This is a genomic window from Martinezella sp. CNPSo 3890 (genome assembly GCF_057784455.1).
In genome coordinates this window covers 168,120-190,439 of record NZ_JBXSOR010000010.1, presented here as the reverse complement: position 1 = coordinate 190,439, position 22,320 = coordinate 168,120, and the positions used below count along the sequence as shown (strand labels likewise).

Sequence of the window (22,320 nt, the reverse complement as noted above, 5' to 3'; positions counted from 1 at the left end):
TTATATGATTGCGCGTCTGCACGGAATCCAGCTTTTATGGAGCCAAATTTGGCTTATTTCCATTGCGCGTAACTTGCATGTCATCACACTTTCTGCACGACTTCGTGAGGGAGTGCCATCCATAATTTTTACTATTGCGCTTGCGGGCGGCTTCCAATATATCCGGCGGCGGGACACCCTTCCCCAACGAAGGGCTTTCTATCTGAGAGGATAGCATCATGACGAAGCTCGCCAAGCCGGACATCCGTCCGAATAATACCCATTTCTCTTCTGGTCCATGCTCGAAGCGCCCCGGTTGGACGCTTAACGCTCTTTCCGACGCGGCTCTTGGCCGCTCGCACCGCGCGAAAGTCGGCAAGGCAAAGCTGAAGCAGGCCATTGATCTCACTCGCGAAATTCTGGAAGTGCCTGCGGATTACCGCATCGGCATCGTTCCCGCTTCCGACACCGGTGCCGTCGAGATGGCGCTCTGGTCGCTGCTCGGCGAACGCGGCGTCGACATGCTCGCCTGGGAAAGCTTCGGTGCCGGCTGGGTCACCGATGTCGTCAAGCAGCTGAAGCTCAAGGACGTCCGCAAGCTCGAAGCCGGCTATGGCGAGCTGCCCGATCTTTCCGCTGTCGATTTCGACCGCGACGTGGTCTTCACCTGGAACGGTACCACCTCGGGTGTTCGTGTTCCGAATGGCGATTTCATCCCCGCCGATCGCAAGGGCCTGACGATCTGCGACGCCACCTCGGCAGCCTTCGCTCAGAACCTCGATTTTGCCAAGCTCGATGTCGTCACCTTCTCCTGGCAGAAGGTACTTGGCGGCGAGGGCGCCCATGGCGTCATCATCCTGTCGCCGCGCGCCGTCGAGCGCCTGACGACCTATCAGCCGGCCTGGCCGCTGCCGAAGATCTTCCGCATGACCAGCGGTGGCAAGCTGATCGAAGGCATCTTCACCGGTGAGACGATCAATACGCCCTCGATGCTCTGCGTCGAAGACTATATCGATGCTCTCCTCTGGGCGAAGGATCTCGGCGGACTCAAGGCGCTGATCGGCCGCGCCGATGCCAACGCCAAGGTCATCCACGATTTCGTTGCCGCCAACGACTGGATCGCCAATCTCGCCGTCAAGGCCGAGACAGCATCCAACACCTCCGTCTGCCTGAAGATCGTCGACAAGGATGTCGTCGCTCTCGATGCCGATGGCCAGGCGAATTTTGCCAAGGGCCTGGTTGCACTCCTCGAAAAGGAAGGCGTCGCCTATGACGTCGGCCATTACCGCGACGCGCCGTCAGGCCTGCGCATCTGGGCCGGTGCGACGATCGAAGTTTCCGACATGCAGAAGCTGATGCCCTGGCTCGCCTGGGCTTTCGAAACGCAGAAGGCGACGCTCTCCCAGGCTGCTGCCTGAGGTTTGACGCGTTTATGGCTCCGCCGGTGAGGCGGAGCCCAGCATTCCGAATTCTCATTGTTTTCATGCAATTCTGACCGGAAAGCCGTTTCGCATTTCGTGGGATTGCTCGTCTTAGCTGACTTTTCAGGAGGCCTCCATGGCACCTCGCGTTCTCGTATCCGACGAACTGTCGGAAACCGCCGTCCAGATCTTCCGCGATCGCGGCATCGAAGTCGATTTCCAGCCGCAGCTTGGCAAGGACAAGGACAGGCTGTTCGAAATCATCGGCAACTACGATGGTCTTGCCATCCGTTCCGCCACCAAGGTGACGGAGAAGATCATCGAAGCGGCCAAGAACCTGAAGGTCGTCGGCCGCGCCGGTATCGGCGTTGACAATGTCGATATCCCGGCCGCCTCGCGCCGCGGTATCATCGTCATGAACACGCCGTTCGGCAATTCGATCACGACCGCCGAACACGCTATCGCACTGATGTTTGCCGTTGCCCGCCAGCTTCCGGCTGCCGATGCCTCGACACAGGCCGGCAAGTGGGAAAAGTCGAAGTTCATGGGTGTCGAAATCACCGGCAAGACGCTCGGCATCATCGGCGCCGGCAATATCGGCTCCATCGTGATTGCCCGCGCTCTCGGCCTGAAGATGCACGTCCTTGCCTATGACCCCTTCCTGTCGAAGGAGCGCGCCGAGGAAATGGGCGTTACCAAGGTCGAGCTCGATGAGCTCTTCGCCGGCGCCGACTTCATCACGCTGCATGTGCCGCTGACCGACAAGACCCGCAACATCATCGACGCCTCTGCCATCGCCAAGATGAAGCAGGGCGTGCGCATCATCAACTGCGCTCGCGGTGGTCTCGTCGATGAGGCAGCCCTTGCTGCCGCCATTAAGTCCGGCCACGTCGCCGGTGCCGCTTTCGACGTCTTCGAAGTCGAGCCGGCCAAGGAAAGCCCGCTCTTCGGCCTTCCGAATGTCGTCTGCACGCCGCATCTCGGCGCTTCCACGACCGAAGCCCAGGAAAACGTCGCGCTTCAGGTCGCCGAACAGATGTCGGATTACCTGATGAAGGGCGCCGTCTCCAATGCCATCAACATGCCCTCGATCACGGCGGAAGAAGCGCCGATCCTGAAGCCGTTCATCAAGCTTGCCGATGTTCTCGGCGCTTTCGTCGGCCAGGTTACGGACGATCCGATCAAGGAAATCGAGATCCTCTATGACGGCGTCACCGCCAACATGAACACCAAGGCTCTGACGAGCGCGCTGCTCGCTGGCCTGATCCGCAATCAGGTTGCCGATGTGAACATGGTTTCGGCGCCGATCATGATCAAGGAAAAGGGCATCGTGCTTGCCGAAGTCAAGCGCGACAAGACCGGCGTCTATGACGGCTATATCAAGCTGACTGTGACCACCGACAGCATGACGCGCTCCGTTGCCGGTACCGTCTTCTCGGACGGCAAGCCGCGCTTCATCCAGATCAAGGGTATCAACCTCGATGCCGATGTCGGCAACCACATGGTCTATATCGCTAATACCGACGTTCCCGGCATGATCGGCTTCATCGGCACGACGCTCGGCTCTGCCGGCGTCAACATCGCCAACTTCCAGCTCGGACGCGACAAGCAGGGTGGCGATGCCATCGCGCTTCTCTATGTCGACGGCCCGATCAGCGATGACGTTCTTGCCAAGCTGACGGCACATCAGGCGATCCGCCAGGCAAAGCCGCTGGTGTTCAACGTCGACTGAGCCTATCCGCCCTGAAGAAGGGTGGCAGCCACAGAGTTCGCTCCTCCCAAGAGCCAGTCTGAAAGCCCGGTGCGACGCGAGTTGCGCCGGGCTTTCTTTATGGTTGTGAGGGTTGTGGATAAGCCCGGTGCGCAGACTATCGGGGGCAAGGAAACGCGCCTATCTCTATATTATGGAGGCTTTGCGGAAGAACATCCTCGGGGAAGGAATGGGCACGCCGATCGAATGGCTGGCAAAGCCGGTCTCGGTGGCGATCGTGCTGTTTGCGCGCGCCATCACCGCCGTTCGGGCGATCTGGTCTGAAAGCGGCATGCAAACCCGCCGCTGCGTCTATTTCGCCAATCATTCCAGCCATGGCGATTTCATCCTGATCTGGACCGTCCTGCCGCCACGATTGCGCCGACGCATGCGCCCGGTAGCGGGTGCGGATTATTGGCTGAAATCGCCGTTGAATAGTTTCATCGGCCGCGACGTTTTCAACGCCGTGCTGATCGAGCGCGATCGCGAAGCGCGCAAGGAGGATCCGGTCACGCAGATGACGCAGGCGCTCGACGCCGGTTCCTCGCTGATCCTGTTTCCAGAGGGCACACGCAATCTGACCGATCAGCCGTTGCAGCCTTTCAAGAGCGGGCTTTTCCATCTTGCCCGGGCTCGCCCCGATATCGATCTCGTGCCCGTCTGGATCGACAATCTTAATCGCGTTATGCCCAAGGGCGAGTTCGTGCCTATTCCGCTCATCTGCACCGTCACCTTCGGTGAGGCGCTGCATATCGGCGCGACCGAGGAGAAGGCGGACTTCCTGGCGAGGGCGCAATCGGCTCTCTTGGCGCTGGCACCCAAGCGAGCGGGAGACTGAGCATGAGTGCGGCAAGCGCCGATCTGATCCATCTCGTTCTCGGCATTTTCGGTGTTCTGATCGTCGCCTCGGTCATTGGCTACGTGCTGGAACAGCGCCTGTCGCCCGACGGATCGAATGCGGCGATCGAAAACCTCAATGCGCGCATCAAGGCCTGGTGGGTGATGGTGGTGCTGATCGGCATTGCCTTCATTGCCGGGCGTGCCGGCGTCATCCTGCTGTTCGCCTTCTGCTCCTTTGCAGCACTGCGCGAATTCGTGACGCTGATCAATACGAAACGGGCGGATCATTGGGCGCTTGCCGCGGCCTTCTTCGTCGCCTTGCCGGTGCAATATTACCTGCTCTGGGCCGAGCAATACGGCATCTATTCGATCTTCATTCCCGTCTACGCCTTCCTCTTCATGCCGATCATCGCCGTGCTGCGCGGCGATACCGAGCGGTTTCTCGTGCGCATCGCCGAGGTGCAATGGGCGCTGATGATCTGCGTCTTCTGCGCTTCGCATGTGCCGGCGCTGCTGACGCTGCATATTCCGGGATATGAAGGCCGCAACGTGCTGCTGATCGCCTTCCTGGTGATCGTCGTGCAGCTCAGCGACGTCTTGCAATATGTCTGGGGCAAGCTCTTCGGAAAAACCAAGATCGCGCCGCGTCTGTCGCCATCGAAGACGGTTGAGGGTTTTGTCGGCGGCGTCATCAGCGCCTCGTTGATCGGGGCGGCGCTCTGGTGGGTGACGCCATTTACGCCGCTGCAGGCCGGGCTTCTCGCCTTTATCATCACCATCATGGGCTTCTTCGGCGGGCTTGTTATGTCGGCGATTAAACGGGATCGCGGCGTCAAGGATTGGGGCCATCTCATCGAAGGGCATGGTGGGCTAATCGACCGGCTGGACTCGGTCGTCTTCTCCGCGCCGATCTTCTTCCATCTCGTGCGCTTCTGGTGGTCGCTGTCATGAGCGGAAAGGTGAAAGCGCTTGCCGGCAGCAGCATCGTGCACGTGCTTTTCGCCTTCCTTGCCATGGGCGGCTGGGCCGTCTTCGCCAATCGTATGCATCCGATGCCGCGGCCGCTGGTATCGGGCCTCGTGCAGGGCGTGCTTTCTGGCTGCCTGACGCTGTTCCTGAAATCCGTGGTCGAGGCTTTGTCGCGGCGATTCAGCGGCCTTGTGCGCCTTTGGGCGCCGCCACTTATCGCCTGCCTGGGCTCGGCGACCATCCTGGTTGTCATCCATGCGCTGAGCGGCACGCCGGAGATCCTGAAGACCATCGCCGTGCCACTGCTGGTCTCCTCCAGCTATGCGGCGATCTATAATTATTCAATTTCAGGCAAGGCCGCGAAGTCATGAAAGGTGAGGGGCGATGACAGGCGAGGGGATGGGCGACAGACGACCGCTGGCGAGCCGCAACACGCGATGGGCTCAGACGCTGGCGCGGCGCATGACCGCGCTTTCGGTAACGCCGAACCAGATCTCACAGGCGAGCATGCTCATGGCAGCGCTGGCAGGGGCTTCGTTCTGGCTCTCCGGCGTCGCGGAAAGCGTCGGGATGCGGGTGGTCCTGCTGATCCTTGCCGCCTTGTTCTGTCAGATGCGTCTGCTCTGCAATCTGCTCGATGGCATGGTGGCAGTCGAAGGCGGAAAGGCTGAAGCCGACGGGCCGTTCTGGAACGAATTTCCGGATCGGATCGCCGATATCCTCATCTTTGCCGGTATTGGCTATGGAATCACAATGCCAGGCCTCGGCTGGGCGGCGGCTGCCTTTGCTGTGTTGACCGCCTATGTGCGCGAGCTTGGCCGCGCCGCAGGCAACCCCAGCGATTTCGGCGGTCCGATGGCCAAGCAGCATCGCATGGCGGTCGCGACCGCTGCGGCTTTGCTCTCGCTCGTCGAGGCGCTATGGGGCGGCGGCAGCTGGGTTTTGACCGTTGCGCTCTGGATCGTCGCCATCGGCTCGGCGGTCACGGTGTTGAGGCGCAGCCGCAATCTGATCCGGCATTTGAAGGCAAAGGGATGATCCGCGATTTCGCTCACCCCTTGCATGGGTTGGCAATCCTTTCTATATCCGTCCACAATTGAGGCAGGCTGCAAAGAGCGGCTAAAGGCCCTTGTGATGAAAATTCGCCGCTTTTGCATGGCATCCGGCGGCAAGAAGCATGATCCCGAAAAGTGTGCAGCGGTTTTTGGATCAGATCGTGCGAAATGAAATCGTGAGAGCGTGACGACGTTTCGAAGAAAGGTCATCCTGCTCGGCAGCATCGAAGATCGTTCAAGACTGGCGGCAACGACCGTGAATACACTGGATTTTGACAAGAGGCCGGAAGATACCCGCGTCGTCGTCGCCATGTCGGGCGGTGTCGACAGCTCCGTCGTTGCCGGTATTTTGAAGCGGCAGGGCTATGACGTGCTCGGCATCACGCTGCAGCTCTATGACCATGGCGCCGCCGTGCATCGCGCCGGCTCCTGTTGCGCCGGCCAGGATATCGACGATGCGCGCCGCGTCTGCGAAACGCTCGGCATCCCGCATTACGTACTCGACTATGAAAAGCGCTTCCGCGAGACGGTGATCAATCCTTTCGCCGAGAGCTATGTCGCCGGCGAAACGCCGATCCCTTGCGTTGCCTGCAACCAGACCGTCAAGTTCGCCGATCTGCTGGCGACCGCCAAGGAACTCGGCGCCGATGCGCTGGCAACAGGGCATTATATCCGCTCGCGCCCGAACCCATCGCCAGAGCATCCGCATCGCCGCGCGCTCTATCGTCCGGCCGATGCCGATCGCGATCAGAGCTATTTCCTCTTTGCGACAACGCAGGAGCAGATCGACTATCTGCGTTTTCCACTCGGCGGCATGCCAAAGGCCGAGACCCGCGCGCTTGCCGAGGAGATGGGTCTCGTCGTTGCCAAGAAGGCTGACAGCCAGGATATCTGTTTCGTGCCGCAGGGCAAATATTCCGATGTCATCGCTAAGCTGAAGCCGAATGCGGCGCTTGCCGGCGAGATCGTCCATCTCGACGGCCGCGTGCTCGGCCAGCACGAGGGCATCCTGCATTACACGATCGGCCAGCGCCGCGGCATCGGTGTGGCTACAGGCGAGCCGCTCTATGTCGTCTATCTCGACGCCCGCTCGCGCCGCGTCATCGTCGGCCCCAAGGAAGCGCTGGAAACGCATCGCGTCTATCTGCGTGATGTCAACTGGCTGGGCGATGAGCCGCTGGAGCAAGCCGCTTCCGGCGAGGGCTTTTCCTGTTTCGCCAAGGTCCGCTCCACCCGCGCACCGTCGCCTGCCGTGCTGCATGCCGATGCCAGCGGCATCTATGTCGACCTCACCGTCGGCGAGGCCGGCGTGGCTCCGGGCCAGGCCTGCGCGCTCTATTCGGCACCCGGCGACGACGCTCGCGTCTATGGCGGCGGCTTCATCGAACGCTCGGAACGGGAGCCGATGGCGGAGGCCTCGTTGAAGGCGCTGCTGGCAAGCCCGGTCGCGGCTTGAGCGGCCGATGACCTTGGTTTGGAGAAACCACTGATTTTTCCAAATCATCCGCTTGACACCAAGCCGAACCGCACCTTATAAGCCGCTCAACCGACGAGCTAGCGCTTTCGAGCAACGGTTCGTTTGACCTTTGTGCTTGGTATTCGACATCAAGCGCAGCGTGGCGGAGTAGCTCAGTAGGTCAGAGCAGAGGAATCATAATCCTTGTGTCGGGGGTTCAAATCCCTCCTCCGCTACCATACGTCCCCAACAATTCTGCACGGCTGTCTAAGAAAGCGCTCGTTTGTTATGAGCGCGAAAGCTAAACCCTTTCGACGTTTGAAAGGGCCGAATTCAGGAGCCGGCCGCGCCAATCCCCTTGGGGCCATCGAGACGAGCGACTTCGTCATCCAAGGTTCTTACTGCCGCTGCCAAGGTTGCTAGTGCCGACATCATGAGGGCGTGGTCTTGGCCTTCCTGGGATTGCGATTGGGACAGAGCAAGAGCTCGATCATGAAGCTGCTGGCTGATGGTATCGAGCCGATCGATAGTGTCTTGGTTCATAGCCGTCTCCTTCACAAACCAATTCGGCAGAGCGCCATATGTTTGGGAATGCAGGCTGCGGCTTATTTGTTCCGGGCGAACCTGATCGGCAGGGCGGCAACTGCGATTTGGGATATCGCCGGCAACTCCATATCGATCAGATTTGGCTGATAGCTCTTCCGGTACCTATGTTTTGCAAGGCGGCCATAGGCATTAGCCGCCGAGGGACGGCCTCATACAAATTCGACGCCCATGCTGTTGATTTTTCGCCAGCGCACTGCGCAGGCCAATAATCTCTCGTCCGAAAGTTGCAGTTTGAAGATGTTGGGTGCGGCGAGGGGGTTTTCGATTTGGATCATGGCGCCGGTATCGGACAGATTTCGGACGAGGCAATCGAAGACCGAGTAGCCGTCGTTAAATATGATTTTCGCGCCGAGAAGCGTTCGCTTTCGGGTGGCTACCCGGCCTTCGGGTGAGAATGCCGTCATCGCGCTGGCTCCTTCAGTCCTGTTTTTCACTAATATGGCATGTTCTAATATCGAAGATATTAATGGGAAGTCGCAAATTGAGCGCTTTCCGCCGTCAGATGCAGCGAAGGGGAGTGGCGGGCATTGGCAAGATGCCGGCTGGACGGGGCGGGCCCAGCCTGTGGCGCATCGGCACCGCCATATCTACGAGAGCCTGTCTCTCCGGTTTCATCGCAAGCGGAATATCTCAGCGATGTCGGATGAAGGCAGCCACCGGCGAACAAGTTGCCGTCAATTGCGTTGTATTTTCAAACGGCCAATGGAAATCCTTGCAACATCTCTTGCAAGACGAAACACGCTCTGGCACCGTGCCGCCATAGGGGATCGGGATTTTCAATGAGATTGTTTTTGGCAGCGGCCACCATGCTGGTGATCGCCAATTCCGCGATGGCTGCAGACGATGCCGTGAGCAATGCGTTCCGGGTCTGCAAGATGATCGACAATACCGGCTTGTTTACAGCACCTTGCCAGGTTTCCAGCCGGAGGTACGCCGTCCTGGCGACCATAGATCTGCCGAGCGCCGATGCCAGGAAGGCCTGCGCGCAGATCACCGGCGTGGTTTCGTCAAAGGGGCTCCATTTTCCCGGGGGGGAATGGACCGTGCAGATCAAGTCACCGACCAGCGGCGACAAATCCATCGCATTTTGCAGATTGCCGAAATAGAGCAACTCCAGGAAAACTGCGTAGCGGTTTTCCGTCCGGAACTGCGAAAAAACAAAGAGATAGAGCGTTCTCGCAATTCAAGGAAGCGGAGAGGCTCTAACGCCGTCAGGCCGAGGCGTTCAGTTCCTCTTCGGCATAGGCAAGCTGCAGTTCCATCTGGACCGCATGCATGAAGAGGCCGGCTTGCCGCGAGATTTCGCCGTCTTCCACTCCTTGTTCGCGCAAGGCGTTGGCAAAGAGTGCCATTTCCGAGCGCCAGAAGCGGTTTGCCGCCTCACCATGTAGCTGCTGAAGGGCTGTGGCACACCGCCTGACATCACTGGTACGCCTGTCGGCCGGGAATGGTAGAAGCGACATATTCTCTCCGTCATCGGCAGGGGCGAATCGCCTGCCTCTGTTGGCAAAGATCGCCGGCACTCGTTCATAAAAAGTGAATAATGTCAGAGAGATCCCGCGTGCGCGGGAAGGATGGGTGATTTCACTGCATTACGGATATGCCTGCTTCCCGAGCAGCCTTGATCAAGGCCTCTCTTACGGCTTCGGCAGGGACGGCGCCAAGCATCGCTTCGAGGCAGATCCGTACCGCTGCGACATAGTCTTCGCCATTTGCCACCGGCCAATGTTCCAGCAGCAGCTCTGCAACCTGATGCACCGAATTGACGCGGCGGGTTCCGCCATTCTCACCCATGACAAGCGTGACAGCTGGAAATGGTCGTAAAGTGTTTCGTTTCAAAACGCATTACCTCCGAAACGTTCATGCTTCGGTAACACAGCAAGAAGCGTTCCGATTCGGACGCTTTCCGGCCGAGGTCAGTGAAACAGGTTCCGCTCTTTTGTATGTGGCGAGCAAATTCACTTCGTAAATTCTCGTAATGATTGTAGAAATGCGGCGAATTATCGTACCTTTCCGGCAGAACTGGATAGGTCTTGGGAGGGCTTGTGGTCATGCACGCATGGTGGCCGACGACCCTATGCCGAGATACCGCATGCAGAGCACGGAAGCTTGCGTACTCAAACACGGATCGGCAACAGGTTCAGTATCGCTATCTAGTCGAGCACGCCGGCTTCGATACAGGCTTCGATGAACACCTTCCTGGCGTACTCGCAAAGAAAGGGGTCGGTCTCGGCTTCAAGGCAGAGGCTTCTGGCCGAATCGTATTTTTCGCCTCTGACGGTCGGCCAGCGGAAAAGGAGGTGATTGTGGGCTTCCTTCGGGCTTCGGATTGCTTCCGGCATGCCGTGGCCGATGCGCAGATATACGGGCTCAGGCCAGCGGCTTGCGCCGGCCCTAAAAGTCATTTTCATTTCGATGATGCTCCGACATTGCGAGTGAAACTCCTGCCATGGCAAAAAGTTTCGCAATTTCCGGAAAATCGGTCCGCACCATTTCTGTAAGAGCGGTGCGGCGCCCAACAGTGTGGCAACCTACCGGACTATGCGCCAATCAAACCTTGTGAAAACGGTGCGCAGCAGGTCTCGAAACAGGGCAGCAATTCCTACTGAATCACTGGCATCTCAAGGGGGACGCCAGCCTCCGATGCTGCAGCGACAAAGCTATTGCGGGCTTCCAGCGGTTGTCCCTGGCCTCTTTCGACATCGGCACAGACCTGCAGAGCCATCATGAAAGCCTTGCCCTCTGCGACAGGCCATGCGTTCAGCAGCATGTCCAGCGCTTCCTTGGTGTTCGCGACCGTATAGACTTTTCCGGTGCGCTTGCAGATGACCATGATGGGATAATTCCAGTCTTTATTGTTCATGGCAGGAGGCTCCGATCCGACGCCGCCGAAATTAACGCTACGGTGTGCGGAATCTCAAGTTAATTTCAAGACGATATCTGGAGCACTTCGGAATTGTTTCAATCGTCGGGAAATCAATTCGAATGCCGGTGTGATCAACTTTCGAGTCATAACTTTCGACGTCGTGTTTTTCACAGGAAATCATTGCGCGGAGATTACTTGCACTGGGCGATGAGATCATAAAAGACTTGGCCCACAGCGTGGCCGACAGGAGAGGGTGATGGGAAGCTTTGCCGAGATCAGGGAGCGGGCCGAGAAGCGCAAGGGAGGCGCCGACGGGTTAAAGGCGCTGATGCCCAAGGTGCCGAACCATGAAGTGCTGCGTGCTCTGCCCGATGATCGGATCTTGTCGGAGATGACGCGCTACATCTTCTATGCGGGTTTTGTGCGCAACGTCATCGATTCGAAATGGGCTGGTTTCGAAACGGCATTCTCCGGCTTCGACCCCGCTTTTCTCAATCTGGCGCCGGATGATTACTGGCATGATCTGACCTCGGACGCACGGATCATCCGCAACGGCGCCAAGATCATGTCGGTGCGGGCCAATGCACAGTTCATCCGCGCGATTGCAGATGAGCACGGCAGCGCCGGCCGTTTCTTCGCCGATTGGCCGCTAGAGGATCAGATCGGCCTGCTTGCTCTCCTGGACAAGCAGGCGAACCGGCTCGGCGGCATGACCGGGCAGTATCTCCTGCGGGCAATCGGCCGCGACAGCTTCGTCATGAGCCATGACGTTCTCGTCTGCCTGCGGCTTTCCGGCCTCCCTATCTCGGAGAATAAGCCCACCAAGAAGGATCTTCGGCTGATCCAGGATCAGTTCAGCGCCTGGCACGCAGAGACGGGCATGCCGATGACTTATCTCTCGCGCATCTGCGCCTTCTCCGTCGGAATGCAGGGAGAAGAGGACGAGGCCTGATTGATCTCATCCATCGAATGATGTTGGATCGCGCCGCGAGATTGGAGGAGCAGAATGACGAATGATAGCAGACCCTTGGCCATCAGCGCGCCGGAGCCGCGCTCGCTCGAGCTTATCTTCACCAAGGATGCACTGTCGCTCCTTCATTCGAAATATCGCCTCGTCGAGGCGGATCCGGACAATATCGCCGGACTGGGCGACGAGGTGCTCGCTGAGGCGCGCTACATCATCGGCCAGCCGCCACTATTGAGGGAAACGCTGGACCGCATGCCGCAACTGCGCTGTATCCTGAATGTCGAGAGCAATCTCATCAACAACATGCCCTATGAAGTGCTTTTCGAGCGCGGCATCCACGTCGTGACCACTGGCCTCGTTTTTGCCGAGCCGGTCGCCGAGATCGGCCTTGGGTTTGCTCTGAGCCTGGCGCGCGGGATCGTCGATGCCGATGTCGATTTCCGCGAGGGCAGAGAACTCTGGGGTGGCGATGGCAATGCGAAGGCCCGGCTTGTTGCCGGCAGCGATATCGGCATTGTCGGCTTCGGTGATCTCGGCAAGGCACTGAACCGCGTGCTTTCCGGCTTCCGCGCCAATATCAAGGTGTTCGATCCCTGGATGCCGCCTTCGATCCTCAGAGAGTACGGTGTGCAGCCGGCCGGGCTGGACGAGGTGCTGTCCACCAGCGACTTCGTATTCGTTGTTGCCGCAGTCACCAGCGAGAACAAGGGATTTCTGGGTGCCGAGGCTTTTGCCAGGATGCGCAAGGGCGCGGCCTTCATCCTGCTCAGCCGGGCCGATGTCGTCGATTTCGATGCACTGATGGCGGCTGTCGCCTCGGGCCATATCGTGGCGGCAAGCGATGTCTACCCCGAGGAGCCGCTCGGCTCCGATCACCCGGTACGCAAGCTCAAGGGCTTCCTCCGCTCCGCCCATCGTGCCGGTGCGCTCGACAGCGCCTTCAAGAAGATGGGCGACATGGTGCTGGAGGATATGGATCTGATGGATCGCGGCCTGCCGCCGATGCGCTGCAAGCGCGCCGAGCGGGAAACGGTATCGCGCATGCGCTCGAGGCCGGTGACGCGCAACTGATCTTTCGTCTTCACTCCCGGAGCAATGTCTTTCTGTACCGGGAGTGGATTCGTATCGACGAAGCTAGCGGCGATCAAGCCTATTGGCGAGGCGATCGCCCAGCCATTGCATGCCCCAGACCAGAATGATCAGGATGATGACAACGGCGATCATGACGCTCGTCTCGTAGCGTTGATAGCCATAGCGGATGGCAAGGTCACCGAGGCCGCCGCCGCCGATCGTGCCGGCCATGGCCGAAGCGCCGATCAGTGTGACCATAGTCACGGTGAAGCCGGCGACGATGCCGGGCATCGCTTCCGGTATCAGCACTTCGCGGACGATCGTCCAGCGATTGCCGCCCATGGCGCGCACGGCGTCGATCAGGCCGCGATCGACGTCGCGGAGCGAGACCTCTGCGACGCGCGCGTAATAGGGGATCGCGGCGATGGTCAGCGGCACGATCGCGGCTGTCGTGCCGAGCGCTGTACCAACGATCAGGCGCGTCAGCGGGATCAGGGCGATAAGCAAAATGATGAAAGGCACGGCCCGGAAGCCGTCGACCAGGATGCCCAGGACGCGGTTGATCGCACCCTGTTCGGCGATGCCGCCGCGGCTGGTTGCGACGAGAGCAAGGCCGAGCGGCAGGCCGATAATGAGGGAAAGAAAGCCGGAGGCGCCCGTCATCCAGACGGTTTGCCAGAAGGAGCGCCAAAGCAGGCCGAGGATTACATCAGTTGTCATAGCCTAGAACCTCCACTCGTGCGGAGCGGGCTTTCAAGAAATCACCGACTTGGGTCGGCAAGGTCGCGTCGCGCGTCGGCACCGCGACGAAGAAGCGGGCAACGGGCTGGTTCTGGATATGGTCGATGCCGCCATGGACCAGCCGGAAGGAGCGGGGAAGAGCGGCCGAGAGTTCGGCAAAGAGCGCACCCTGCGCGGCAGGGCCGGCAAGATCGACGCTGAGGATGGCTTCGGCACCCGATGTCGGGGAAAGGCGGGCGGCAATATGGTCTGGAAGCTGCGGGCGCGCGCCGCTGAGCAGGCTCGCGGTGATGTCCTGCTGGGGATTGGCGAAAACCGTCCATACCGAGCCCTCCTCGACGATCCGGCCGGCATCGATGACCGCGACGCGATCGGCGATCGAGCGGATCACTTCCATCTCGTGGGTGATGAGCAGGATCGTCAGGCCGAGCTTGCGGTTGATGTCCTTCAACAATGCCAGAATGGATCGGGTTGTTTCCGGGTCGAGCGCCGATGTGGCTTCGTCCGACAGGAGAATTGCGGGCCGGGCGGCAAGGGCGCGGGCAATGCCGACGCGCTGCTTCTGGCCGCCGGACAGGGCGGACGGGTAGGCCTTGGCCTTGTCGGCAAGGCCGACGAGTTCGAGCAGTTCGCGGGCGCGCTGTAATCGTTCCGCCTTGGCGACGCCCTCGATTTTCAGCGGCAGTGCGATGTTTTCCTCGACCGTCCTGGAGGACAGCAGATTGAAGTGCTGGAAGACCATGCCGATGCGGCGCCGCAGCGGTTGCAATTCCTGTTCCGAAAGGGGGGCGATATCGCGGCCCTCGATGTGGATCTCGCCGCTATCGACACGCTCCAGCCCGTTCAGGCAACGGATCAGCGTCGATTTGCCGGCGCCGCTGCGGCCGATGATGCCGACGATTTCGCCGCGGCGTGCGGTCAGCGATATGCCATCCAGCGCTGGCGTCGCGCCGAACCGGCGGCGGACATCGACCAGGCGGACGATCTCGTCGCCTGTCGCTTCAGGCGGCGCCTGTCCGTCGATCGATGCGGCTGGGGTGAAAGAATTCATAGTGCTTCTCTTTGTATAAAAGCGGCCTCCGAGTTCGTTGAGGCCATTGTACCTCCCTCTGTCACTTCGTGACATCTCCCCCACAAGGGGGGAGATCGTTGGGAGTTTGTTGCGCGCTTAGCAGAACAATCGGCAATGTGTCAGCAGATGCGATGCGTGTTTCTGGCAATGGCTTGCCGCGTATTTCCGATCTCCCCCCTTGTGGGGGAGATGTCCCGAAAGGGACAGAGGGGGGTGCACACTCTCCACGAATTTCTCGGCCAATTTCAGTTACACTTCATCGCATCCTGCCGGGGAAAACATCAAAGGCGGCCCGGGCAAGATGCCCTGGCCGCCCGCCGTTCAGCGCTGTCCCCCGCGCCGTTCTGAGATCAATAGGCGCTCTGACCGGTGCCCTTGTAGACCTTGTCGAACTCGGCCTTGACGGTGTCGTTCTGATAGGAGGCGACCAGCGTTTTGACCCAGGCTTCATTCTCGCTGCCCTGCTTGACGGCGATGAAGTTGCGGTACGGATTGTTTTCGGTCTGCTCCTGCGCGATGCGGTCTTTCGCCGAGAGCCCTGCTTTCAGTGCCCAGTCGGTGTTGACGACGGCTGCATCGAGATCATCGATCGAACGGCCGACGATGCCGGCATCCAGTTCCTTGATGTCGACGTTCTTCGGGTTTTCAGCGATATCGGCAACCGTGGCGAGGATGCCGGTGCCTTCCTTGAGCTTGATGATGCCCTCATGCTGCAGAACGAGCAATGCGCGGCCTTCGTTGGACGGATCGTTTGGCACCCCGATGGCAGCACCCTTCGGAAGGTCGGCTACCGTCTTGTACTTCTTCGTGTAGAGGCCGATCGGCCAGATGCCCGTGTAGCCGGCAATCGCGATGTGATAGCCGTGCTGCTTGATCTGGTTGTCGAGGTAGGGCTTGTGCTGGAAGGCGTTGGCGTCGATTTCGCCGCGCTCGAGTGCTTCGTTGGGCTGGGTATAATCGTTGAAGACGACCGGCTCGACCTTCAGGCCCTTCTTGGCGGCCTCGGCGACCACGACGCGCCAGACATCCTCGTCCTCGCCGCTCATGATGCCGACCTTGATCGTCTTGTCTGCAGCGAAAGACGGCATGGCGGTTGCTGTCAGGCCGAATACGGCGACAGCGGAAGCGAGGATGGCGGCAAGGCCGGCGCGGCGGGAAAGGCGCAGCGCAGCGAAACCTCTAGAAAGCTTTTCAGTCATGGGAAATCCCTGTTCCAGATGATCGAGATCGTTCTCTCGTTGACAGCAGGATCATTTCAGACGCGTGCTCAATCCGCGAAGCAGGATCATGCGTTGTGCACTGCGGTTCTGAAAAACTCTTTTCAGTGCAACGCAAAAGAGCAAACTTATTTTCTATAATTACTATAGATTACTTATGCGGCAAAATAGGCATTTGCTCAAAAATTGATCGCCTCAGCGGTGGATTGGGTCCTTCCAGAGGACCTCTTCCGGCTTTTCGACCGGTTCGATATCCAGATTGACGACGACTGGCTCCTGCCCGGAGCGGACAAGCACGCATTCCAGCGTTTCGTCGCGGCTTGCATTGATCTCCTGGTGCGGCACATAAGGCGGCACGAAGATGAAATCGCCAGGCCCGGCTTCGGCGACGAATTCCAGGTTCTCGCCCCAGCGCATCCGCGCCCGGCCTTTGACCACATAAATGATGCTTTCGAGATCGCCGTGATGATGGGCGCCGGTCTTGGCGTTGGCGTGGATCGTCACGGTTCCCGCCCAGATCTTTTCAGCGCCTGCGCGGGCATGATTGATTGCGGTTGCGCGGTTCATGCCCGGCGTCTGCGCCGTATTCGGGTCGAGGGCATTGCCCGGAATGATCTTGACGCCATGTTCACGCCAATCGACCTGTTGGTGGCTATGATCGTGCCCGTGTTGATGCTCGTGTTCATGATCGCCGCACATGGTCGCGTCCTTTCGGCCCTGAATGGAGATTCGCATGCCTTCCACAGATGCGCTGTCATTTCACTCTACGTGAAGCCATTCAAAAATAAAGAGAATTGCAGAAAGTTATCATTGAGGCTTTTCAAGTCGAGATTAATCTATAGACTTGATCAAGTTACATGACCGGTGGGAACATTTCGTGTGCGTCCCGCGTTGCGCCGGTCACAAGATGGTTTGCCGCGCCGCTCCCCCCATTTAAGGCGCGCCAAACTGAAGAAGCAGCGCTTGGGTCTCGGAGGAGAGACCATCAACTTTCATATATGCGCCGGACTTCCAATTGAAAGGAGACAGACATGTCGAATGCCTTGCCGCCCCTTCATGAGGGTCATGCCCCCATTACCCTGCAGCAGCTCTTCCGCGAAGCGCTCTATGCCTTCGAGGAATGGGACAGCGAAGTAACCGAACCGATCGTGACGTTCGAGGGACGTATCCATCCCATTAGCGTCGTGTTCGAAGCTATGCGCGAATGCACTGATATCGTGCCCAACAATATCGTCTCGGCCGTGACCGAGCGGCTGACCAAGCCTTGGGAGGGCGAGGGTCCGCTCGACACGATGACCTTTTCGACCGCCGCCCGCGTGATGGGCGTTCTGGTTCGCAAAAGATTGCTGGTCGTGAACAACGGCGTCAACGTCGCTGCCATTGCGGCAGATACCCAGGCGGCGGAAACGTCGGATCGCTAACAGCGAAGATTGTTTATGGAAGGCCCGCCGGCATGTGCCCGCGGGCCTTTTGCGTGTCATCGGCCGCCGACATCGAATTCCGGATCGACGGGGATCTGCATCGCCGTCACGAGATGATTGGTCTGTCCGGCAAGTCCGATAACCGCCAGCAGTTCCCCATGCTGGGCGTCAGTCATGCCCTTTGCTCTGGCGGCTGCGGTATGCGAATGGACGCAATAGGTGCAGCCGTTGGCCGTGGAGACGGCTATGTAGATCATCTCGCGCACGAGCGGATCAAGTGCGCCGTCCGCCACCATGACCGCTTTCAGGCCCTCCCAGGTGCGCTTAAGCAATGCAGGATCGTTGGCGAGGCCGCGCCAGAAATTATTGACGAAATCGGATTTTCTTACCGCGCGAATGTCGTCGAACACAGCCTTGACCGCCGGGATTGCCTCGGCTTCCGCATCATCGAGTAACTTGACCGTCGCCATTCCTTATCTCCCTTCATTTCGTCAGCTCTCATTATGTGGAACCATAATCTATTTCCTGACGACATGGGCGCGGGAGCTTCCATTATCCTTCCTCTTTTCGTTTGCAAATGTCATCCATATGTGAAAATACTATTCACATAAGAAGATTGAGGTTGACGCAGGAACCGGTGACGAGGATAGTCCTCAGGGCGGAGAGGCGCTTTGGGCCGGGGTGATGTCGGGGAGCGGGAATATCAATGACACTGAAGAGGGACTTGCCGCTGGCCGGACTTGTCGTCGTCGACATGAGCCAGTTTCTGTCGGGTCCCTATTGCTCGCTGCGGCTGATGGATCTCGGCGCCAGGGTGATCAAGATCGAGCGTCCCGGTGGCGGCGATCTTTCGCGCGGGCTTTATCTCAGCGACGATGAAAGCGGTGATTCGACGATCTTCCACGCAATTAACCGCTCCAAGGAAAGCCTGGCGGTCGATCTGAAAAACGAGCGCGATATGAGCGCGCTGCGCAAGCTGGTCTCCAAGGCCGATGTGCTTATTCAGAACTTTCGCCCCGGCGTGATCGAGCGTTTGGGGCTGGATTACGAGGCCGCAAGCAAGCTCAATCCGCGTCTCGTCTATTGCTCGATCAGTGGCTACGGCGAAGAGGGACCATGGGTCGGGCGGCCGGGGCAGGATCTTCTGGCACAATCGCGTTCCGGCGTCATGTGGCTGAACGGCGACGAGGGAGAGGGGCCGGTGCCTTTTGGTCTCGCGATCGGCGATATGCTGGCGGGTGCGGCTGCCGCCCAGGGCATTTTGGCGGCGCTGGTGCGGCGCGGCGTGACGGGCGAGGGTGGACTGGTGGAGACCAGCCTGCTGGAAGCCCTGGTCGATCTGCAGGTTGAGGTGCTGAGCGTTCACATGAATAATGGCTATAAGCTGCCCGAGCGCTCCCATGTTCGTAGTGCCCATGCCTATCTTTCCGCCCCCTATGGCGTCTATCCCGCTGCCGACGGCTATCTCGCCATCGCTATGACGCCGATTTCCAAACTTGCCGATCTGCTCGGGATAGACGAGCTTGCGGCCTATCGCGATCATGAGAAAAGCTGGTTCACGGCGCGCGATGAAATCAAGGCGCTGATCGCTGCGCGCATCGCCAGCCGCAACGTTGACGACTGGCTGGCGATCCTCGAACCTGCTGACATCTGGTGCGCAAAAGTGCTGAACTGGCCGGAGCTTCTGGGCAGTGAAGGTTTTCGCGTTCTTGACATGCTGCAGACGGTCGGGCGCGATGATGGCGTCAGCCTGCGTACCACCCGCTCGCCTATCCGTATCGATGGGCAGCGACCGAAATTCGAGCGTGCGGCCCCGCACGTTGGCGAGCATAATGCGGCACTCTGGGAGGAGTTCGACCTTGGCTGAAGGGGTCGAGAGGCCGCGATGGATTTAGAAGGAGTTTTCCAATGACGCGCATCACCAATCTTCGCGTTTTCGATTTGCGCTTCCCGACATCGCAGAGCCTCGACGGTTCGGACGCGATGAATCCGGATCCGGATTATTCGGCAGCCTATGTCATTCTCGAGACCGACAGACCACGTCTTGCCGGTCACGGCCTGACCTTCACCATCGGCCGTGGCAACGACATCTGCTGCATGGCGATCGAGGCGATGCGGCATCTTGTCGTCGGCACGGAGCTTGCGACGGTTCTGGAAAACCCCGGCAAATACTGGCGGCATCTGACCAGCGACAGCCAGCTGCGCTGGATCGGCCCGGAGAAGGGCGCGATGCATCTGGCGACGGGCGCGGTCGTCAATGCTGTCTGGGATCTGCTTGCCAAGGAGGCCGGCAAGCCGGTCTGGCGGCTAGTTTCGGAGATGGATGCCGAGCAGATCGCCGATATCGTCGATTATCGTTACCTGACCGATGTGCTGACCCGCGACGAGGCCGTCGCCATTCTGAAGAAGACGGAAGCCGGCAAGGCGGACCGCATCGCCACGCTCGAGCGCGAGGGCTATGCCTGCTACACGACATCTGCCGGCTGGCTCGGCTATGACGACGCCAAGTTGCGCCGCCTGTGCCAGGAGGCGATCGACGCTGGCTTCAACCATGTGAAGATGAAGGTCGGCCGCGATCTCGAAGACGATATCCGCCGCCTGACCATTGCCCGCGAAGTCATCGGTCCCGACCGTTATCTGATGATCGATGCCAACCAGGTCTGGGAAGTCAATCAGGCGATCGACTGGGTGAAGAAGCTCGCTTTCGCCAAACCCTTCTTCATCGAAGAACCCACAAGCCCGGATGATGTTGCCGGACACCGCAAGATCCGCCAGGCCATCGGCCCGGTGAAGGTCGCGACGGGCGAGATGTGTCAGAACCGCATCATGTTCAAGCAGTTCATCGCCGAGGGCGCGATCGATATCGTGCAGATCGATTCCTGCCGCATGGGCGGCCTGAACGAAGTACTGGCGGTGCTGCTGATCGCCGCCAAGTATGGATTGCCGGTCTGGCCGCATGCCGGTGGCGTCGGCCTTTGCGAATATGTGCAGCACCTGTCGATGATCGATTATATCGCCGTTTCAGGCACCAAGGATGGCCGCGTGATCGAGTATGTCGATCATCTGCACGACCATTTCATCGACCCCTGCATCATTCGCGACGCAGCCTATATGCCGCCGAGCCTGCCGGGTTTCTCGATCGAGATGAAGCCGGAATCGATCGCGGAATATACGTTCAAGGGTTGAAACTGCTGGCTTGCTCGAAGTAGAAGCCCGCCATCCGGCGGGCTTTTGTCGTTTACATCCGGAAGATCCGCCTCAGACGGATTTTTTCAACCAAGCCTGAATGATGGGCACGTCCGCATCGTCAAACTCGTGACCGCCTGGAACTGTTGCAAGCTCAACCTCGGCGCCGCCATTCCGCAGACGTTCGGCCAGCGGTTGAGTATAGGGACCATACAGGTCCTTCTCTCCGGCGACCAACAGCACCTGGGCATCCGACATGTCCGCTGCAGGCGGATTTTCGAGGGCGGCCATGGAGCGCAGCAGCACCGCGCGGCGGATGAGGTGCGGGTGCAGCGACAGCATGGCGTTCAGCAGGTTGGCGCCGTTCGAATAGCCGATATAGACGATGCGGTCCGGATCAAGCCCGTAGGCATGGACCGCGCCATCAATGAAGGCGGCAAAGGCTTCGGCCTCGCTGGCGATATCGGCCTGATCGAAGGACATCGGCCCATTGCGGCGGAACCAGCGCGGGGCGCCTTCCTCGAGCGCACGGCCACGTACGCTGAGCAAGGTCGCGTCGGCATCGATCTTGTGACCGAGCGGCAGCATGGTTGTTTCGTTGGCACCCGAGCCGTGCAGCAGGACGAAGACGTTGCCGTTCGCCTGCTCGGGCGTGAAGAAACGATGGATGAAGGGCAGATCGCGATAGATGACGCGGGGCTCGCCGGGCATGGAGAACTGCGGCAGAATCACGTTCAGCTCGGCCAAAAGCTTCGGACTGTCGCCGGGAGCGAAGAGGCGCGTGCCAAGCGTTGCCTCGTCCTCGTCAATCAACATGCCCGGCGCGTCCGTCGCGAGTTCGAACAGGATACGGCCGGGCTCGCGAACGTAAAGCGAGCGAAAATATTTGCGGTCATGCATCGTCGTCGGCCCGGAATCGATCGCCTGGAGTGCGGTGTGGACCGACTGCAATTCGGCATTGTCCGCGGCGCGAAAGGCGACGTGATCTACCGTGCCCGTGCCCGGGGCGCTTGCCCAGAAACCGCGGGCATCGCGGATATCGAGGATATCGCCGGGCTCCGAGACGAGCCGGCTGATCGCTCCGCTGGTGGCAAGCGGACGGTAGTCGAAGTAATCGACCAGCATGGCTCGCGTCTCCTCTGGCGTTTCGGTGAACAGCGTTGCGCCGCGGATGCGGGCAATCGCGTGCTCCTGCGGAATGGTGTCGCTCGTCCAAGGAGCTGCGGCCTGCAGCGTGTTCGTTCCCACCAGTTTGACGATGACGCCGTCCGGATCCTTCAGCCGAAGCACAGGCTCGCCGAATTCCTCTGAGGGACCCTCCGGCTTCAGACCGGCGCTCAGGGCGCGTGTCAGCCAGAAGCCGATGCTGGCCGGATCGATGGCGAGCGAGATTTCGCCGACCTGACCGACGCCGGCCCGGCCGGGAGAACCATCTTCCCAAACCAGAAAGGTGATCAGCGAGCCCGGGGAGCCCACGGCATCGCCATAGAGGAGATGAAGCTGCGTGGCATCCTCAAAACCGCCGGTGCGCTTGACGAGGCGCAGGCCGAGGAAGCCGACGTAGAAATCGACATTCGCCTGGACCTTACGTGTGATCAGCGTGATGTGGTGGATGCCGGCGACCATGGGATGCTCCAGACCGTTATTTCGTTCTGGTGCTATTTAGGCTGGCGTCATTGTTCAATGCAATGCGCCGTCCGTGG

At 59.6% G+C, this 22,320-nt stretch carries 25 protein-coding genes and 1 tRNA gene; 13 read left to right on the top strand and 13 right to left on the bottom strand.

All coding sequences use genetic code 11. The features are described from left to right. Positions 1–218 precede the first annotated feature (218 nt). The 8 genes from AC13RC_RS22430 (at position 219) to AC13RC_RS22395 (ending at position 7,709) form a co-directional block, all read left to right on the top strand. Positions 219–1,397 (top strand): phosphoserine transaminase, encoded by a 1,179-nt coding sequence (locus AC13RC_RS22430; RefSeq protein WP_488558441.1) that lies wholly within the window; start codon positions 219–221, stop codon positions 1,395–1,397. Between the two features lie 139 nt (positions 1,398–1,536). After that, positions 1,537–3,132, top strand: a complete 1,596-nt coding sequence (gene serA / locus AC13RC_RS22425; protein WP_488558440.1) for a phosphoglycerate dehydrogenase — start codon at positions 1,537–1,539, stop codon at positions 3,130–3,132. Positions 3,133–3,340: 208 nt separating this feature from the next. Further along, entirely contained in the window at positions 3,341–3,988 is a 648-nt protein-coding gene (locus AC13RC_RS22420; protein ID WP_488558469.1) for a lysophospholipid acyltransferase family protein, read from the top strand. Between the two features lie 2 nt (positions 3,989–3,990). Next, positions 3,991–4,941, top strand: a complete 951-nt coding sequence (locus tag AC13RC_RS22415) for a phosphatidate cytidylyltransferase (RefSeq protein ID WP_145316169.1) — start codon at positions 3,991–3,993, stop codon at positions 4,939–4,941. Next, a complete protein-coding gene (locus AC13RC_RS22410; RefSeq protein WP_488558439.1) occupies positions 4,938–5,330 on the top strand; it encodes a hypothetical protein in 393 nt (130 codons plus the stop codon). Before AC13RC_RS22415 ends, AC13RC_RS22410 begins: the two co-directional genes overlap by 4 nt. Positions 5,331–5,343: 13 nt before the next feature. After that, on the top strand, positions 5,344–5,997 hold the full coding sequence (locus AC13RC_RS22405) for a CDP-alcohol phosphatidyltransferase family protein (RefSeq protein ID WP_488558438.1): 654 nt from the start codon (positions 5,344–5,346) through the stop codon (positions 5,995–5,997). Between the two features lie 273 nt (positions 5,998–6,270). Continuing rightward, complete coding sequence (gene mnmA / locus AC13RC_RS22400; RefSeq protein WP_488558468.1) at positions 6,271–7,470, top strand: tRNA 2-thiouridine(34) synthase MnmA; 1,200 nt, start codon at positions 6,271–6,273, stop codon at positions 7,468–7,470. Between the two features lie 162 nt (positions 7,471–7,632). Next, positions 7,633–7,709: transfer RNA gene (locus AC13RC_RS22395), tRNA-Met, on the top strand. A gap of 94 nt (positions 7,710–7,803) precedes the next feature. Here AC13RC_RS22395 and AC13RC_RS22390 read toward each other — a convergent pair. The 7 genes from AC13RC_RS22390 to AC13RC_RS22360 form a co-directional block, all read right to left on the bottom strand. Further along, complete coding sequence (locus AC13RC_RS22390; RefSeq protein ID WP_488558437.1) at positions 7,804–8,013, bottom strand: hypothetical protein; 210 nt, start codon at positions 8,011–8,013, stop codon at positions 7,804–7,806. A gap of 212 nt (positions 8,014–8,225) precedes the next feature. Then, positions 8,226–8,480: a PilZ domain-containing protein gene (locus tag AC13RC_RS22385; RefSeq protein ID WP_488558436.1), complete on the bottom strand. Its 255-nt coding sequence runs from the start codon at positions 8,478–8,480 to the stop codon at positions 8,226–8,228. A 287-nt stretch (positions 8,481–8,767) separates the two neighbouring features. Further along, positions 8,768–9,187 (bottom strand): hypothetical protein, encoded by a 420-nt coding sequence (locus tag AC13RC_RS22380; protein WP_488558435.1) that lies wholly within the window; start codon positions 9,185–9,187, stop codon positions 8,768–8,770. Positions 9,188–9,287: 100 nt separating this feature from the next. Further along, complete coding sequence (locus AC13RC_RS22375) at positions 9,288–9,539, bottom strand: DUF6074 family protein (protein ID WP_069611806.1); 252 nt, start codon at positions 9,537–9,539, stop codon at positions 9,288–9,290. 121 nt (positions 9,540–9,660) lie between these two features. After that, positions 9,661–9,915 carry a DUF982 domain-containing protein gene (locus AC13RC_RS22370; protein WP_069611805.1) on the bottom strand — a complete coding sequence of 85 codons (255 nt, stop codon included), beginning with the start codon at positions 9,913–9,915 and terminating at the stop codon, positions 9,661–9,663. 314 nt (positions 9,916–10,229) lie between these two features. Continuing rightward, complete coding sequence (locus AC13RC_RS22365) at positions 10,230–10,487, bottom strand: DUF982 domain-containing protein (protein ID WP_183813135.1); 258 nt, start codon at positions 10,485–10,487, stop codon at positions 10,230–10,232. 191 nt (positions 10,488–10,678) lie between these two features. Beyond that, positions 10,679–10,939, bottom strand: coding sequence for a DUF982 domain-containing protein (locus AC13RC_RS22360; RefSeq protein WP_092712227.1), 261 nt, complete (start codon positions 10,937–10,939; stop codon positions 10,679–10,681). A gap of 259 nt (positions 10,940–11,198) precedes the next feature. Here AC13RC_RS22360 and AC13RC_RS22355 point away from each other — a divergent pair, with 259 nt between their 5' ends. Together AC13RC_RS22355 and AC13RC_RS22350 are read left to right on the top strand one after the other, a co-directional pair. Then, positions 11,199–11,894, top strand: a complete 696-nt coding sequence (locus AC13RC_RS22355) for a DNA-3-methyladenine glycosylase I (protein ID WP_488558434.1) — start codon at positions 11,199–11,201, stop codon at positions 11,892–11,894. 54 nt (positions 11,895–11,948) lie between these two features. Beyond that, positions 11,949–12,980 carry a hydroxyacid dehydrogenase gene (locus AC13RC_RS22350; protein WP_488558433.1) on the top strand — a complete coding sequence of 344 codons (1,032 nt, stop codon included), beginning with the start codon at positions 11,949–11,951 and terminating at the stop codon, positions 12,978–12,980. 63 nt (positions 12,981–13,043) lie between these two features. Here AC13RC_RS22350 and AC13RC_RS22345 read toward each other — a convergent pair whose 3' ends face one another. The 4 genes from AC13RC_RS22345 to AC13RC_RS22330 form a co-directional block, all read right to left on the bottom strand. Continuing rightward, positions 13,044–13,700 (bottom strand): methionine ABC transporter permease, encoded by a 657-nt coding sequence (locus tag AC13RC_RS22345; RefSeq protein ID WP_069611800.1) that lies wholly within the window; start codon positions 13,698–13,700, stop codon positions 13,044–13,046. Continuing rightward, complete coding sequence (locus tag AC13RC_RS22340) at positions 13,690–14,772, bottom strand: methionine ABC transporter ATP-binding protein (RefSeq protein ID WP_488558432.1); 1,083 nt, start codon at positions 14,770–14,772, stop codon at positions 13,690–13,692. Before AC13RC_RS22340 ends, AC13RC_RS22345 begins: the two co-directional genes overlap by 11 nt. A 371-nt stretch (positions 14,773–15,143) precedes the next feature. Beyond that, on the bottom strand, positions 15,144–15,992 hold the full coding sequence (locus tag AC13RC_RS22335) for a MetQ/NlpA family lipoprotein (RefSeq protein WP_113330324.1): 849 nt from the start codon (positions 15,990–15,992) through the stop codon (positions 15,144–15,146). A gap of 213 nt (positions 15,993–16,205) precedes the next feature. Further along, positions 16,206–16,709, bottom strand: a complete 504-nt coding sequence (locus tag AC13RC_RS22330; RefSeq protein WP_113355231.1) for a cupin domain-containing protein — start codon at positions 16,707–16,709, stop codon at positions 16,206–16,208. A 332-nt stretch (positions 16,710–17,041) separates the two neighbouring features. Here AC13RC_RS22330 and AC13RC_RS22325 point away from each other — a divergent pair, with 332 nt between their 5' ends. After that, a complete protein-coding gene (locus tag AC13RC_RS22325) occupies positions 17,042–17,431 on the top strand; it encodes a BRA0787 family protein (protein ID WP_069611796.1) in 390 nt (129 codons plus the stop codon). 56 nt (positions 17,432–17,487) lie between these two features. Here AC13RC_RS22325 and AC13RC_RS22320 read toward each other — a convergent pair whose 3' ends face one another. Further along, on the bottom strand, positions 17,488–17,901 hold the full coding sequence (locus AC13RC_RS22320; RefSeq protein WP_113330323.1) for a carboxymuconolactone decarboxylase family protein: 414 nt from the start codon (positions 17,899–17,901) through the stop codon (positions 17,488–17,490). 236 nt (positions 17,902–18,137) lie between these two features. Here AC13RC_RS22320 and AC13RC_RS22315 point away from each other — a divergent pair, with 236 nt between their 5' ends. Both AC13RC_RS22315 and AC13RC_RS22310 read left to right on the top strand, forming a co-directional pair. Continuing rightward, entirely contained in the window at positions 18,138–19,298 is a 1,161-nt protein-coding gene (locus tag AC13RC_RS22315; protein WP_488558431.1) for a CaiB/BaiF CoA transferase family protein, read from the top strand. Positions 19,299–19,339: 41 nt separating this feature from the next. Continuing rightward, positions 19,340–20,617, top strand: coding sequence for an L-fuconate dehydratase (locus AC13RC_RS22310; RefSeq protein WP_488558430.1), 1,278 nt, complete (start codon positions 19,340–19,342; stop codon positions 20,615–20,617). A gap of 72 nt (positions 20,618–20,689) precedes the next feature. Here AC13RC_RS22310 and AC13RC_RS22305 read toward each other — a convergent pair whose 3' ends face one another. Beyond that, complete coding sequence (locus AC13RC_RS22305; protein WP_488558429.1) at positions 20,690–22,243, bottom strand: alpha/beta fold hydrolase; 1,554 nt, start codon at positions 22,241–22,243, stop codon at positions 20,690–20,692. Between the last annotated feature and the right edge of the window lie 77 nt (positions 22,244–22,320).